Origin of the sequence: Nesterenkonia sp. HG001 (assembly GCF_034438835.1) — a bacterium.
GTDB classification, from domain to species: Bacteria; Actinomycetota; Actinomycetes; order Actinomycetales; family Micrococcaceae; genus Nesterenkonia; species Nesterenkonia xinjiangensis.
This window is the reverse complement of the sequence record NZ_JAOSZD010000004.1, coordinates 297,066-311,084: the sequence shown is the minus strand read 5'-3', so window position 1 is coordinate 311,084 and position 14,019 is coordinate 297,066. Positions and strand designations below refer to the sequence as shown.

20 protein-coding genes are annotated in these 14,019 nt (G+C 68.6%); 8 read left to right on the top strand and 12 right to left on the bottom strand.

Features of this window, described 5'->3' with window-relative positions; genetic code table 11:
* Positions 1–388 precede the first annotated feature (388 nt).
* A complete protein-coding gene (locus ODE13_RS09025; protein ID WP_322478975.1) occupies positions 389–565 on the top strand; it encodes a hypothetical protein in 177 nt (58 codons plus the stop codon).
* Between the two features lie 15 nt (positions 566–580).
* Here ODE13_RS09025 and ODE13_RS09020 read toward each other — a convergent pair whose 3' ends face one another.
* A complete protein-coding gene (locus ODE13_RS09020; protein WP_322478974.1) occupies positions 581–1,129 on the bottom strand; it encodes an AAA family ATPase in 549 nt (182 codons plus the stop codon).
* 89 nt (positions 1,130–1,218) lie between these two features.
* On the opposite strand from ODE13_RS09020, the gene ODE13_RS09015 reads away from it, so the two are divergent.
* Complete coding sequence (locus tag ODE13_RS09015; RefSeq protein WP_179541979.1) at positions 1,219–1,521, top strand: putative quinol monooxygenase; 303 nt, start codon at positions 1,219–1,221, stop codon at positions 1,519–1,521.
* Between the two features lie 11 nt (positions 1,522–1,532).
* On the opposite strand, the gene ODE13_RS09010 is transcribed toward ODE13_RS09015, so the two are convergent.
* On the bottom strand, positions 1,533–2,117 hold the full coding sequence (locus ODE13_RS09010; protein WP_322478973.1) for a cysteine hydrolase family protein: 585 nt from the start codon (positions 2,115–2,117) through the stop codon (positions 1,533–1,535).
* A gap of 71 nt (positions 2,118–2,188) precedes the next feature.
* Here ODE13_RS09010 and ODE13_RS09005 point away from each other — a divergent pair, with 71 nt between their 5' ends.
* Genes ODE13_RS09005 through ODE13_RS08995 form a run of 3 tightly spaced genes read left to right on the top strand, consistent with a single transcriptional unit; the run spans position 2,189 to position 3,795 of the window.
* Positions 2,189–2,614, top strand: coding sequence for a thioesterase family protein (locus tag ODE13_RS09005; RefSeq protein WP_322478972.1), 426 nt, complete (start codon positions 2,189–2,191; stop codon positions 2,612–2,614).
* A 42-nt stretch (positions 2,615–2,656) separates the two neighbouring features.
* A complete protein-coding gene (locus ODE13_RS09000) occupies positions 2,657–3,190 on the top strand; it encodes a phosphoribosyltransferase family protein (RefSeq protein ID WP_322478971.1) in 534 nt (177 codons plus the stop codon).
* Positions 3,191–3,198: 8 nt separating this feature from the next.
* Positions 3,199–3,795 (top strand): class I SAM-dependent methyltransferase, encoded by a 597-nt coding sequence (locus ODE13_RS08995; RefSeq protein WP_322478970.1) that lies wholly within the window; start codon positions 3,199–3,201, stop codon positions 3,793–3,795.
* Between the two features lie 224 nt (positions 3,796–4,019).
* Here ODE13_RS08995 and ODE13_RS08990 read toward each other — a convergent pair whose 3' ends face one another.
* The 6 genes from ODE13_RS08990 to ODE13_RS08965 form a co-directional block, all read right to left on the bottom strand.
* Entirely contained in the window at positions 4,020–4,451 is a 432-nt protein-coding gene (locus ODE13_RS08990; protein ID WP_322478969.1) for a hypothetical protein, read from the bottom strand.
* 246 nt (positions 4,452–4,697) lie between these two features.
* Positions 4,698–5,504, bottom strand: a complete 807-nt coding sequence (locus tag ODE13_RS08985; RefSeq protein ID WP_322478968.1) for an amino acid ABC transporter ATP-binding protein — start codon at positions 5,502–5,504, stop codon at positions 4,698–4,700.
* Entirely contained in the window at positions 5,491–6,168 is a 678-nt protein-coding gene (locus ODE13_RS08980) for an amino acid ABC transporter permease (protein ID WP_179541972.1), read from the bottom strand. Before ODE13_RS08980 ends, ODE13_RS08985 begins: the two co-directional genes overlap by 14 nt.
* Before the next feature lie 15 nt (positions 6,169–6,183).
* Positions 6,184–7,011: an amino acid ABC transporter substrate-binding protein gene (locus ODE13_RS08975; RefSeq protein ID WP_179541971.1), complete on the bottom strand. Its 828-nt coding sequence runs from the start codon at positions 7,009–7,011 to the stop codon at positions 6,184–6,186.
* Between the two features lie 145 nt (positions 7,012–7,156).
* Positions 7,157–7,783: a HutD family protein gene (locus ODE13_RS08970; protein ID WP_322478967.1), complete on the bottom strand. Its 627-nt coding sequence runs from the start codon at positions 7,781–7,783 to the stop codon at positions 7,157–7,159.
* A 20-nt stretch (positions 7,784–7,803) separates the two neighbouring features.
* Positions 7,804–8,643: a helix-turn-helix transcriptional regulator gene (locus tag ODE13_RS08965; RefSeq protein WP_322478966.1), complete on the bottom strand. Its 840-nt coding sequence runs from the start codon at positions 8,641–8,643 to the stop codon at positions 7,804–7,806.
* A 110-nt stretch (positions 8,644–8,753) separates the two neighbouring features.
* Here ODE13_RS08965 and hxlB point away from each other — a divergent pair, with 110 nt between their 5' ends.
* From hxlB to ODE13_RS08950, 3 genes are all read left to right on the top strand, one after another.
* Complete coding sequence (hxlB, locus tag ODE13_RS08960) at positions 8,754–9,344, top strand: 6-phospho-3-hexuloisomerase (RefSeq protein ID WP_322478965.1); 591 nt, start codon at positions 8,754–8,756, stop codon at positions 9,342–9,344.
* Positions 9,345–9,406: 62 nt separating this feature from the next.
* Complete coding sequence (gene hxlA / locus ODE13_RS08955; protein WP_322478964.1) at positions 9,407–10,039, top strand: 3-hexulose-6-phosphate synthase; 633 nt, start codon at positions 9,407–9,409, stop codon at positions 10,037–10,039.
* Positions 10,040–10,111: 72 nt separating this feature from the next.
* Positions 10,112–10,735, top strand: a complete 624-nt coding sequence (locus tag ODE13_RS08950; protein WP_322478963.1) for a DUF1697 domain-containing protein — start codon at positions 10,112–10,114, stop codon at positions 10,733–10,735.
* A gap of 33 nt (positions 10,736–10,768) precedes the next feature.
* Here ODE13_RS08950 and ODE13_RS08945 read toward each other — a convergent pair whose 3' ends face one another.
* The 4 genes from ODE13_RS08945 to ODE13_RS08930 all read right to left on the bottom strand — a co-directional run bounded on the left by ODE13_RS08945 (position 10,769) and on the right by ODE13_RS08930 (position 13,893).
* Positions 10,769–11,665, bottom strand: a complete 897-nt coding sequence (locus ODE13_RS08945) for a MetQ/NlpA family ABC transporter substrate-binding protein (protein ID WP_322478962.1) — start codon at positions 11,663–11,665, stop codon at positions 10,769–10,771.
* Between the two features lie 71 nt (positions 11,666–11,736).
* Positions 11,737–12,510, bottom strand: a complete 774-nt coding sequence (locus ODE13_RS08940; protein WP_322478961.1) for a methionine ABC transporter permease — start codon at positions 12,508–12,510, stop codon at positions 11,737–11,739.
* Entirely contained in the window at positions 12,507–13,253 is a 747-nt protein-coding gene (locus ODE13_RS08935; RefSeq protein WP_322478960.1) for a methionine ABC transporter ATP-binding protein, read from the bottom strand. The genes ODE13_RS08940 and ODE13_RS08935 overlap by 4 nt, the downstream gene beginning before the upstream one ends.
* Positions 13,254–13,353: 100 nt before the next feature.
* Positions 13,354–13,893 (bottom strand): OsmC family protein, encoded by a 540-nt coding sequence (locus tag ODE13_RS08930; RefSeq protein ID WP_322478959.1) that lies wholly within the window; start codon positions 13,891–13,893, stop codon positions 13,354–13,356.
* Between the last annotated feature and the right edge of the window lie 126 nt (positions 13,894–14,019).

Sequence of the window (14,019 nt, the reverse complement as noted above, 5' to 3'; positions counted from 1 at the left end):
GACTCATCACCCCAGCCACTCCGGTGAGAATGCGCCGACGCAGTCGCACAGGGGTGCGGGGACTCACGACGGCCCAGGCGAGTCCCGCATAGGCCACCGTGCTGCCAGCACTGACGGCCCTCAGGTGGGCGGGAAGCGCGCCAGCATGAGAGCCACCGTAACTCGCTCGACCCCACGGAGCACCGAGGGCGAGACCACACTGAAAGACACTGAGACCAACCAGACCTGCCGCGGTGGCTCGTCGCTCGATCAGGGTCATAGATCCTCCTGGGCACCTGGATGTCGTCCGTGGCTGCGATGCGTACATCGTACCCACAACGCAGTGAGATGCGCTCGGCCAGCCAGTCCGCGAGAGTGGTCTCGCCCGCCCCGAAGGCGGTGGAGGCCTATGCCTCCCAGGAGCATCGGTTCATCCCGCTGGGCGACGGACCTGCGAATCCCCGGCCTGCGGAGCTGGTCACTGACCCGGCATCCGCACGCCCTGATCTACCTCGACGGCCCCGACCACATCGACCTGCTGCGTGTGCTCCACCATCGGCAGGACATCTCACCAACCTTCACCTGACACCACGCTGACCCTCTACGACAGCCGGCCCAGCCAGGCCTCGACCTCGCGGGGCCAACGGAACCGGACCACATGCAGCTGCGGGTGCTGCTCCTCCACAGTCGGGATGACCGGACGCAGACGGCCCCGGGTGCGGATCCCCCAGCGGATGATGTGGTCCTCCTCGGTGAAGAACTCCCGCAGCGGGCCCTCCCGGTTGCCGTTCCACAGCTCAGCTCTGGTCAGCCGACGCCGCACGGTCCGCCGGACGAGCCGCTGCACAGACAGCCAGTCCGGGTAGTCCAGCCACAGGAGGGTGTCCGCCCGGGCGGCGATCAGCGGACGGACCTCTCGGTACTGGTGCTCGATGACCCAGCGATCGCCGGAGGTGAAGCGGTCGACGTCATCGGTGAAGCTGTCCCGTGGGGTCCAGTCAGGGCCGTGGAACAGCGAGTCCAGCTCCACCCGGGGGCAGTCCAGGCGCTCGGCCAGCCGGTCCGCCAGGGTGGTCTTGCCTGCCCCCGAGGTCCCGGCCACGGCGATGCGGCGCGGGGTCCAGGTGAGGGGATCTCTTGGGGTCAGCACCGCAGCAGTCTATGTCGCCCCACTCCGAGCTCACACCCCTGCGGCCGGGAAGCGTCCCGCCGAGGTCATTCAGGCGCTAGCGTCATCCCATGACCTACGTGAACACCGGATCCTTCGTGACCCAGCCCGGCCACCGCGACGCCGTCGTCGCCATCCTGACGCGCCATTCCCCTCAGCTGGCCGCCTCCGGATGCCTGAGCTACGAGGTCGGCGTCGACGAGGACCACCCGGACACCGTCTTCGTCGCAGAGACCTGGACCTCTGCCTCGGCCCATGAGCAGTCTCTGCAGCTCGAGAGCACCCGGGAGGCGATCGCCGAGGCCATGCCCCTGCTCACCGGAGAGATGACGCAGCAGCACTTCACCTCGGTGGGCTCACCGCTGCAGGACTGAGGCTGTTCTCGTCAGCCCCGACGCGGAACCGCCCTCAGCAGCTCCTCGGTGGAGACCACGGTGGCGAACTCCCCGTGCAGGTTCGTCGCGGTGGCCTGCATCAGCTGCTCGGCGGTGAGCACCCGGCCGTCAGGACCGGTGCGGTCAAAGGAGTGGGTGGCGTCCAGGGCGAAGAGCACCCGATGCCCCAGGTTCCCACCGACCCGGGCCGTGGTCTCGCAGCAGTGATTGGTGGAGATCCCGCAGACCACGATCGTCTCGATCCCGGCGGCGCGCAGCCAGGCGTCCAGGTCCGGTGTTCCGTGGAAGGAGGAGTTCACGGACTTGACCACGTGCAGGTCGGCCGGGCCCTCCACGATCTCTTCCAACTGGTGCCCCTGATCCGAGGGGTGCAGCGGCGAATCCGGGTCGGTCGAGGAGTGGCTGACCAGCACCACCGGCATCTTCACGTCCCGCCAGGCCTGCAGCAGCCGGTGGATGTTCTGCTCGCTGTCCGGGTTTCCACGGCGGCCCCAATGCTCGGCGTCGCGGAAACCCTGCTGGACGTCGACCACGATCAGTGCCGTCGTCGGGGTGATGCCGAGGCTCTCGTTCATGGGGCCACCGTACACCGCTTGCTACCCTGACCAGCGTCGGTCCGGATGTCCGACAGGAAGTGAGGCGACGGATGAGCGTGCGGGTTCCGATCGAGCTGCGCTGGGGCGACCAGGACGCCTTCGGACATGTGAACAACGCCGCGGTGATGCGGATCCTCGAGGAGGCTCGCACCCGCGGTTTCTGGCGCACCACCGATGACGGCGACGGCGGTTTCCCGCCGCTGACCGCGGACTCCCCGGTGTGGTCCGTGGTCGCCGAGGTGACCATCCGGTACCTGGGGCAGATCGACTATCAGACCGCGCCGGTGACGGTGGAGATGAGCATCGCCAAGCTCGCCGGCGCCAGCCTGGACATCGCCTACCGGATCCTCGCCGACGGTGACACCGAGCCGCGGGTCACTGCCACCACCCGGATCGTCACCGTGGACCGGGACACCGGCCGCCCCTGCCGCCTGCCCGCCGAGATGCGGGAGGCATTGGCGCAGCACACGGCGTGATTCGGTGCAGAGGCCGCTGGAACCTGCGCATAGGATGGCCTCATGCTCGCAGACGCCACGACCGCGCACGCGAACGTCCTTCACCATTTCCGTTGGGTGCAGGGCGACGCCGACACCTGGAACATGTTGCGTGATGCGTCCTCTCTCGACTCCATCGTGTCCGAGTTGGCTCGCCTCAGCGCAACGGACAAGCCCGACGTCACCGCCGGGATCGAAGCCAGGGGCTTGGTCCTCGCGCCGATGGTCGCCCTGACACTCGGCATCGGGTTCACTCCCATTCGTAAGGGCGGCGCGCTGTTTCCCGGCGACACGGCGACCGTCGAGAGCAGTCCCGATTACCGGGGCAGGGCTCAGACCCTGTCGATCAGGACCGATCACCTGGGTCCTGGTGTGCGAGTCTCCCTTGTCGACGACTGGGTCGAGACAGGGAGTCAGGCTGCGGCCGCGAAGAAGCTCATCGAGGATTCTGACGCCGAACTCGTGAACGTCACCGCCATCATCGATGAGGCCGACGAAGCAGCCCGCTCGATGCTGCCCGTCATTCGGTCCATCGTGCGCAGCCACGACCTTCCCTGACGAAGGTCATGACTCTCGAATCTGTCCGCACCTCCTACGGGACCCGAGCCGAGGAGTACATTGCCGCGCTCGGGAGCATCACCCAGGCGCACCATGACGATGTGTCGCTGATCCGCCAGTGGGCCGGGAGTCTCGACGGCCCGGTGATCGACGTCGGATGTGGGGCCGGGCAGTGGACGGAGCTGCTCCGGAGCATGGGGGTCGAGGTGTGCGGCGTCGACCCCGTGCGGGAGTTCATCGAGAGCGCGCGGGACACGTATCCCGACGGACGGTATCGCGTCGGTCGGGCGGAGCGCCTGAGCGTGGACTCCGGCACTCTGGGCGGCGTGCTGGCCTGGTACTCACTCATCCACACCGCCCCTGAACACATCGGCGCACCCCTGACCGAGTTCGCCCGATGCCTGCGCCCCGGAGGCGGTCTCGCGCTGGGGTTCTTCATAGGCCCGACAGTGGAGCCCTTCGACCACGCCGTCACGACCGCCTACTACTGGCCCATGGACACCCTCACAGCCGAGGTCGAAGCGGCAGGGTTGACGGCGACCCACACATCGACGCGCACCGGTTCGGGGCATCGGCTGCACGGCGCACTGCTGGCCACCCGGTGATCACCGCATGCTGAGACCGTTCTGCACACACGAATCACGTCTGCACCACAAGATCTCATAGTGCAGACGTGATTCACGTGTGCAGGTCGAGGAGGAGGGCGTCCGGAGCCCCCTCAGAACGGCTTCAGCAGCCGATCCACGGTGCGCTACTCGCCACCCGCTGATATCCAGAATCGGCACGTGTCGGAGCCTTTCGCCGCACCCGACTCTGGGAGTCACACGCCTCACGAGTTCTGCTGCTCCGGATTCACCAGGAACATCTGCGGGTAGTCCGCACAGTCGACGTCATCGCTCACCGGTGGATCGAAGTATCCCCCGGACAGTTCCACACCCTCACCGATGGGCAGGGGCACACCATCCGGCAGACTGATTCCACCTCCAGGATCTTCCTCGGTCCCCTCGGGAAAGATCACCCCATAGTCAGTGCCATCGGCGGCACCGTAGAGACAACCGGCCTCGTCGATGCCGACCTCACCGACGAAGAGGGCTTCCGGATGCCCGTCATCACCGCTGATATCGATGGTCAGGAATGTGAACTCCTGGGCCTCGATGTCCTCGATGGAACTCCCCCATGCCTGACAAGCAGCCACAGACAAACACGCTACTGCCACGATCGCAGCTAGGATCGCCGCCCCACTGCGGTCCATCCGGGCCACCCCTCTCGGAGTACAGGAAGTCGCCTTCACTCTGAGTGTTGGCTACTCTCCCACAGGCCATGTCATCGCGCACGGCCAGACGCGCACCGGTTCGGGGCATCGGCCGCACGGTGCGCTGTTGACCACGGGCTGATCACCGCATGCTGGCACCGTTCTGCACGCACAAATCACGTCTGCACCACAAGATCTCGTAGTGCAGACGTGATGTGAGGGTGCAGATCGAGGAGGAGAGTCTCCGGACCACCCTCAGAACGGGTTCAGCAGCCGGTGGACGAACCGCTGGGTACGGTCCCGGCGCGGACGGCGCAGCACCTCGCTGGCCGGTCCCTCCTCCACGACCACCCCGCCGTCCATGAAGACCACCTGGTCGGCGACCTCCCGGGCGAAGGCCAGCTCGTGGGTCACCAGGACCATGGTCCACCCCTCCTCAGCCAGCTCCTTGATCACGGTGAGCACGTCGCCCACCAGCTCGGGGTCCAGGGCGGAGGTGGGCTCGTCGAAGAGCAGCAGGGCAGGCTTCATCGCCAGGGCTCGGACGATCCCCACCCGCTGCTGCTGGCCGCCGGAGAGCTGGTGCGGGTACTGGTCCCGCTTCTCGGCGAGACCCACCCTCCCCAGCAGCCGTTCGGCGTCGGCGATGGCCTCCGCCTTGGGGCGGCGCTGCACCTGCACCGGGCCTTCGATGACGTTCTGGATCACTGTCTTGTGCGGGAAGAGGTTGTAGCCCTGGAACACCATCGCGCTGCGCGTGCGCAGGGACTCCTTCTCCCGGCGCCTGGTGCGCGGGCCAAAGGTGACTTCTGGGCCGCCGTCGAAGGCGATGACCCCGGCGTCGGGACGCTCCAGCCCGTTGAGGCAGCGCAGCACCGTGGTCTTCCCGGACCCGGAGGGGCCGATCAGCGCCAGCACCTTGCCGGCGTCGACCTGCAGGTCGATGTGGCGCAGCACCTCATGGTCTCCGAAGGACTTGTTCAGCCCGGACACGCGCAGCAGCGCGGCGCCAGGGCGCGCACCTCCGAACGGCTCGACGGCGGAGGGTTCAGCGGGCGACATATCGATCCAGCCTCCTCTCCAGGCGCATCTGGCCCGAGGAGAGGACCAGACAGAACACCCAGTAGATCACTGCGGCCTCCACGTAGAGCACCATGAACTGTTGGCTGAACGCGGCGATCTGCTGAGCCGCGCGGAACATCTCGGTGACCAGGATCAGCGAGGCCAGCGAGGTGTCCTTCACCAGGGAGATGAACGTGTTGGACAACGGCGGCACCGAGACCCGGGCGGCCTGCGGCAGGATGAGCCGACGCAGTGTCTGCACCCGGGACATGCCGATGGTGTACCCGGCCTCCCACTGCCCCACCGGCACCGAGAGGATCGCCGCACGGATCACCTCGGCGGCGTAGCCGCCCACGTTCAGCGAGAATGCGATGACCGCACTGGGCCAGGGGTCGATGGTCACCCCGACCGAGGGCAGGCCGAAGAAGATCACGAACAGCTGCACCAGCAGCGGGGTGCCGCGGATGACAGAGATGTAGGCGCGCGCGATCCAGGAGACGGGACGGATGCTGCTGATCCTCATCAGCGCGACGACGAGCGCCAGGATCAGTCCCAGCGAGAAGCTCGCGAGGGTCAGCGGGATGGTCCCGGTCAGGCCGGCTCTGAGCATCGGCCAGAAGGAATCTGCCACGAGCTCCCAGTCGAGCTCAGACAACCACTCCATGGACACCGCCCCCGATCACTGCGAGACGTCGGCGTCGAAGTACTCTTCGCTGATCTCGGTCAGCGTGCCGTCCTCGGCCAGCTCTGCGAGCGCCTCGTCCACGGCCTCCACGAGCGACTCGCTGCCCTGCCGGAAGGTCAGGGCGGCGAAGGACTGGTCATCGGTCTCGGCCGCGATCGCGATGTTCTCGTTGTCCTCGGTGGCCTGGTAATCCAGGTAGGTGAGCTTGTCATTGATGGTGGCGTCCACCCGGCCCTGCTCCAGCAGGGTCACCGACTGGGCCCAGCCCTCCACACCCTCGACGTCGGCGCCGGCCTCGACGGCGAGGTCGTACCAGTTGCTGGTCAGCGACTGCGCGGTGGTCTTGCCCTCGAGGTCTTCGAAGCTGGTGATCTCCTCGTTGTCGGCCAGGGTGACGATGACCCCGTTGCTGACGGTATAGGGCTCGGAGAACAGGTAGGACTCCTGGCGGTCCTCGGTGACGGAGACCTGGTTGGCGACGACGTCGAAGCGCGCGGACTCCAGCCCGGCGAACATGGCGTCCCACTGGGTCTCCTCGAACTGGACCTCCACCCCCAGCTTCTCGGCCACGGCGGTGACGATGTCGACGTCGTAGCCGGTCAGGTCCCCGGAGCCGCCCTCATGGTAGGAGAAGGGCCGGTAGGTGCCCTCGGTGCCGACCGTCAGGGTGCCTTCCTCCTGGACGTCCTCCAGGGTGAGCCCGGCGGCGGACTCCTCGTCAGTGTCCTCGCCGACGTCGGCGGTGTCATCGGCGCTGCAGGCGGCCGTGGAGATCAGCAGTGCGGCGATCGCGGCGGCGGGCAGGACGCGGCGGTGAGTCATCAGATTTCCCCCGAGGTGTGTGGTCATGGACGAGCTGTCCGGACGGCTAGTGAACGTAGCACGCCGGCAGGCGCTGGCCCGCCGCACATGACGCAAGACGACGAGCACACCTGCCTCAACCTGCTGACGAGTCCATCGATTCCCCTCAGCGAACCCCCTCATGCCCCGCGACCTGATCCCGGACCCGGACACGGGCCACCACTGCTGACCCGTCCGTATGGATGCGAGCCGGACCATGCGGCCGGAGAGTCTGGTCTTGGGCCAGCTCTCCCCCGTCTCGGAGGCTCACCGACCCGGAGAGCACGAAGATCGCGACGTCGGCAGGGTCCAGCGCCGACCAGCCGGCCGCGAGGTGCTCGACGCGCACCTCACCGCGGGCCCGGGATCGATCGACCATGACGTTCAGCGCCTGCTGGGGCCCTGCCTGGCCGAGCACGGCGCGGACAGGGTCCTCTCCGGCGAAGGAGACCTGAGACCGCCCGGTCAACGTGTGCGCCCGGGAGCCGACGTGCAGCTCCATCGGGCCCGGGGTGACGAGGGTGAACACCCGGTCCACCCCTGGCAGCGCGGAGAAGGCGCTGTCATCCACCAGATCCGCGAGACTGAGCCGCCAGAGGAATCCCGGCCCCGGCCCGCCGGCGTCGACCTCTGGACCCATGGGGCGGGACTCCACGGGGCGGGGTTCCTCGGTGGCGATCACGCGCGTGGTGCCCAGTCCGTTCTTCCACGGGGCAGGGGCCAGCTGCCTGGTCGAGATGATCTGGTGGGTCATTGGTCTCGCTCCCATGCCCCTCAGCGCAGCAGCGCGATGAGCTCCGCGCGGTTCCGTGTGCCGGTCTTGCGGAGCAGCTTGGAGATGTGGAACTTGACGGTGTGGTCGCTGATCCCCAGCTCGCCCGCGATCTCGGCGTTGCGCGAACCACGGGCCAGGTGCTGCAGCACCTCGGCCTCCCGGGGGCTCAGCTCCGCGAGATCTTCCAACGGAAGCGCCGCCGGTGCCGGGTCCAGCGGGACGGCGATGCTGATCTCGGTGCCCCACCCTCGCGTGGACTCCACCTCCATCCTGCCGCCGAGCGCACTCAGATGCTCGGCGATCGGGCGGAGCGCGTCGTCATGGGCACGGAGCTCCCCGGCCCCGTCATCGCGGAGGTGGATCAGCAGGTGCAGACCGTCGCAGTCCCAATGGATCCGGACGCGGCGGGCCTCGGACGAGTCGACGACGATCAGCACGGCGCTGCGGACGATCGCCCGTGCCGCCTGGGCCACATCTCCGGGCAGCGCCCGGCCGTTGGGCGGAGGCTCCACGAACTCCACCTCCACGCGGCCATGACGCACCAGCGGGCGCAGCTCGGCCTTCAGACGCCCGAAGGCCCCGGTGACCGGCTCCAACAGGTCCGCCCCCTGCCGCGCGGAGGAACGCGCCTCCACCAGCGCGGCGGCGGCGATGCCGGTCGCGGTCTCCCGCGCTTCGCGGTCCCCCAGCCGCGGCGAGCGCAGCGCGGCCAGAATGGTCTCCAGCGTCACCGCCTGCCGATCCGCCAGCTCCGAGACGGAGCGGGCGTGCTGCGAGGCGTGGCGACGATCCGCGGGCGCGGGCAGCTCGTGGGGGTCCTGCGTCGGATCCTGCGTCATGCCCCACAGGCTAGCCGACCTGCCCGTCCGAGCAGTCCTGGCCGAACGGGCAGTGTCACTGGACCTTCGAGGGATGGTGCGCTGCCCGGCCGGTGGGCAGGATCGTCTCCATGAACGCGAACATCACGCTGACCACGCACACCACCGTCGGCAGTGCGCTGCAGGAGATCACCTCCGAGCTTGCCCGGAGCTCTGACACCCTGACGCTCGCCGGCCGCACTTTGGAGGACCTGGCCGCGGTCGTCTCGGGGGCTGGGCGGGTCTTCGTCCTGGGCTCGGGTCGCTCGGGTCTGGCTCTGAAGATGACCGCGATGCGGCTGATGCACCTGGGACTCACGACCCACGTCGTCGGCGAGATCACCGCCCCAGCGATCCGGGCCGGGGACGTCCTGCTGGTGGCCAGCGGCTCCGGAACCACCACGGGCATCCTGCAGGCCGCCGAGAAGGCGCGGTCCGTCGGTGCGACGGTCGCCGCGCTCACCGCCACACCAGAGTCGCCGCTGGCGCAGCTCGCCGAGGTGACGGTGGAGGTGCCCGCAGCGGCGAAGCTCGATCGCAGCGGGAGCATCTCGGCGCAGTACGCCGGAAGCCTCTTCGAACAGGGCCTGGTCGTGCTCGGAGATGCGCTGTTCCACGCCCTGTGGCAGCGCAGCGGCCTCACCGGTGACGACCTCTGGCCGCGCCACGCCAATCTGGAATGACATCCACCCCCGAACCGCCTGAATTCGCCGCTCACCCCGACAGACTCTGAAGGAGAACTCTCATGAAGATCCAGTTCGCCATGGACACCCTCACCACCGAGCAGGCCCTGGAGTGGGCCGCTGCGGCGGCCCCTCACGTCGACATCCTGGAACTCGGCACCCCGCTCATCAAGAGCGAAGGGCTCCGCGCGGTCACCGCCGTGAAGGACGCTCACCCGGACAAGGTCGTCTTCGCCGATCTGAAGACCATGGACGCCGGCGCCCTGGAGGCCGAGATCGCCTTCACCGCCGGCGCCGACCTCGTCACCGTGCTGGGCACCGCTGACGACAGCACCATCGTCGGTGCCGTCGAAGCCGCCCGCCGCCACGGCAAGGGCGTCGTCGTGGACCTGATCGGGGTGAAGGACAAGGCACGCCGCGCCCAGGAGGTCGTGGAGCTCGGGGCTGAGCTCGTCGAGATGCACGCGGGTCTCGACGAACAGGCTCAGGAGGGCTACTCACTGGATGACCTCCTCACCGCGGGGCGGGCCTCCGGTGTGCCGTTCTCCGTGGCCGGCGGGGTCAGCGCCTCCACTGTCGCAGATGTGCAGACCGCGGGCGCGCAGATCGCGGTCGCCGGCGGGGCCATCTACTCGGCCGATGACATCGGCGCAGCCGCCCAGGCGCTGCGCGCGGCGATTACCGTCCCCGTCTGACCGCTCTCACGTCTCAGCCGGTGCCCGGCGGGGAAGCTCCTGCTCCCCGTCGGGCACCGGTAGTCTGTGCCCATGGCAGCCCCGGCTCCGGCCAGCTCTCACGATCCCACCACCGGTCCTTCGTGGTGCGCGCTGCTGCGCGGCATCGGACCGGGGAGCCCGAACATGCGCAATGAGAATCTGCGCGCGGTCTTCACGGATCTGGGGTTCGACGACGTCGCCTCGGTGATCTCCAGCGGCAACATCATCTTCAGCGCCGATTCCGGTGAAGTCCCGCACGACGGCGGCGCGCTCGGCTCCCCCGAGCGGGCCAGTGCCGAAGCACACATCCAGGCCGCGCTGCACGAAGCCCTGGGCATCGACGGAGGCACCGTGCTGCGCAGCCGAGCGGAGCTGGAGTCGCTGGTGCAGGCCGCACCCTTCGGCGAGCGGGAACACTCCCGGGCCACCTATCTGCTGGCGACGTTCTTGAAGGATCCGGCCGCGGTCCAGGACACCGTGGACCTGCCGACGCCGCCGTCGTCGACCACCGAGCTGCTCGGCCATCATGAGCCGTCGGCCGCGGTGCTGTCCGTCACCGACACCACCGCGGCGAAGACCCCGGACGTGATGGTCTGGCTGGAGCGTGCCTTCGGCAAGCAGATCACCACCCGCACCTGGCGGACGGTGACCCGCATCCTGGCCAAGATGCCCTGACGCTGACCTGAGCTGAGCAGTCTCCCGGGAGGATCAGAACGCGGGCAGCAGCGTCTCGCTGTGCTCCTCCTCCAGGAAGTCACGCACCTCGTCAGAGGTCATGGCCTGCTCGAGCACCTCGATCTTCTCGGTGTCGGCGTCCTCGGCACGGGCCACCAGCTGGATCGCGAAGCGCTGGTCCACGGTCTCCTCCAGCAGGATCGCGTCCTGCGGGGTCAGCCCCACCCGGGCGATGTAGGTCGGATAGTTGTAGACCAACGCGATGCCGTCCTCCTCGTAGGCCGAGGAGAGGTTCAGCAGGTCCACCTGCACCCATTCGAGGTCCTTCGGGTTCTCCTCGATGTCGGAGATCCGCCCCTCGAAGCCGACACCCTCGGCCAGGCTGATCAGCCCGTGCTCGTCGAGGATCGCCAGTGCCCTCCCTTCGTTCGAGGCGTCGTTGGGGATGGCGACCTGTGCGCCCTCGGGGATGTCGGCGACGTCGTCGAACTCTGCCGAGTAGAAGCCCACCTTCGCGTCATAGATCGGCGCCAGGGCGGTCAGCTCGGCGTCGTGCTCGGCGTTGAAGGCCTGCATGTACGGCTCATGCTGGGCGAAGTTCGCGTCCACCTCGCCATCGGCCAGCAGCCGGTTGTACTGGACGTTGTCGCTGACCTGGACGAGCTCCACTGTCCAGCCCTCCTCCTCGGCCACCTCTCCGGCGACCTCGACGACGTCGGTCATCGGTGGCATATGCGAGGCCACCCGGATGGTGGTGTCCGACCCGGCGTCGCCTCCGGCCCCCTCACCGGTGGTGTCTCCGCCCTCGGCGCAGCCGGTGAGCAGGAGTGCACCCGCGGCGAGCACGGCAAGCGGCCGGAGGAATGCACGGAACCGGGCGGAGCCGTGGGCGGAGAGGGAGGTGGGACGGGGGCGGGGACTAGATGACATGGTCTCCTTCTTCGGATGTGGGCGGTGCGGGTGGATCGGAGGATCCAGGCTGGTCAGGGCGGTCAGGGCGGTCAGGGCACCCGGCGGTCGATGCGCCGCGAGATCCAGGTCCCGGTCCCTTGGAGGAGCATCACCACCACGATCATGATCAGGATGGTGGCGTACATGATCTCGTACTCATAGGTCTGGTACCCGTAGCGGATGGCGAAGTCGCCGACTCCTCCGCCGCCCACCACTCCCATGATGGTGGAGTAGGAGACCATGGAGATGGTCACCGTGGTCAGGCTCAGCACCAGTCCGGAGCGGGCTTCGGGGTAGAGGAACCGGGTGATCAGCTGCAGGGTGCTGGCCCCCAGGGCGTCGGCGAGCTCCACGGTCTGCCGCGGCACGTCGAGCAGGGTCTGCTCCACCCAGCGGGCATAGAGCGCCACCGCGACGAAGGCCAGCGGCACCGAGGCCGCGGTGGTGCCGAAGGAGGTCCCGACCAGCCAGCGGGTGAACGGGATCAGTGCGACCACGAACAGCAGGAACGGCACGGAGCGGACCACGTTGACATAGCCGTTGAGCACGGCGTAGAGCCCGTGCCGGGGCTGCGGCCCGTTCCTCCGGGAGAGGTACATCCAGGTGCCGATCGGCAGCCCCAGCAGCACCGCGGCCAGCAGCGAGTTGCCCAGCATCAGCCCGGTCTCCCAGATGGCCTGGAGCATCTCCCCGCGATAAGCACCCAGGCTGGCGGTGAGCTCGTCGAAGGAGCCGGCGACCTCGGCGAGGATCCCCTCGCCGCTCCCCTGGGCCGTCAGGGCGCCCGCGATCATGCCTTCCCCGAACATGCCTTCCCCGATCATGCGAGGTACCTCTGGGCCCGTTCGGCGTAGGTGGCGAAGGCTTCCCGCGGCGGCGGGGCGACGACGTCGGCCACCGCGGTGAGGCGACCCCGCTCCAGCACTGCCGCTCGGTCGCAGGAGGCCTTGATGACGTCGAGCTCGTGGCTGACCAGCACAATCGTGGTGCGCAGCTCGCGCCGGATCTGGCCGAGGATCTCCATGACCTCTTCGGTGTGGTGGTCGTCCAGGGCGGAGGTGGGCTCGTCGCAGAGCAGGATCCCCGGCTCGGTCACCAGTGCCCGGGCGATGGCCACCCGCTGCTTTTCCCCGCCGCTGAGCAGGCTGGGGTGTTTGTGCGCGTGATCAGCCATGTTCACGAAGTCCAACATCTGCATCACCCGGTCCCGCTCCCGGCGGCGCTGCAGGCGCAGCGGCAGGGCGGCGTTGTCGAAGACTGTCTTGTTGGCCAGCAGGTTGAACTGCTGGAAGACCATGCCGATGCGGCGGCGCCGGGCGCGCCGGGCCCGCGGGCTGAGCGCGGCGAGGTCGACCCCGTCCACCAGCACGCGGCCTGCCGTGGGCGCCTCGAGGTGGTTGATCATCCGCAGCAGGGAGGACTTCCCCGACCCGGATTCGCCGACGACGCCGAACATCTCCTCATCCTGGATGGTGAGGTCGATGCCCCGCAGGGCGTGGAGCTCCGGGCCGCGGCGTCCGGCCCCCTGGCGCCGGTAGGTCTTGGTGACGTGTTGGAGCTCGATCATAGGGGGCGCCCTGCCCGAGGGCCCCGTCCATCGGCTGGGCGATGCGCCTGTGCGGGCAGGTCTCGCGCCCGGGTCTGTGCTGGTGAGTCCACGCCCCGTCTCAACGCGGGGCGGGCGCAGAGAATTCCGCCACCTGCACCGGCGGGTGCGCCGGCGCCCCTGGAACTCCGGTGAGCAGCTTCGAGATGGGGCACCGGGCGTGGGCCGCCGCCACATGAGGGCGGGCCTGATCCGGGCTCATCCCCTCCACGGCGGCGACGGCGCGGGGGACGAACCGATAGCCCGCTCCGGACGGCTCACGGTGGAGGTCGACGTCGACCCGCACGGTGCAGCGCGCCTCGATGCCGGCCTCGGCCAGCACGACCTCCAGGGTGGCGTTGAGGCAGGTGCTCCAGGCCATGCCGAGCAGCTGCTCGGGATCGGCGCCCACTTCCGAGCTCCCGTTCGACCCTGTCGGACGATCCGTGTCGAACGGTGAGGCGGTGGGCAGCGACGGACCGCCCTCGGCCCAGACGCGCCCCGAGGTGCCTCCGATGTTGACCACGGCGGCGGAGTACAGGGGGCGCGCGCCATCCTCGTAGGGGGTGTCGGCGTCACGGGCGCCGTCGTCGTCAAGGTGCTGAGTGGCAGGGGTACTCATGCGCCCATGCTAGATCCCCGTCCCGGGACGCCCCACCCCGTTGCCTCTGCGGTTTGCGCCCTTATGACGCGCGGATCGGCCCCTTAAGGGCGCAAACCGCAGAGGCAACATAGGAGAGGCAACGCA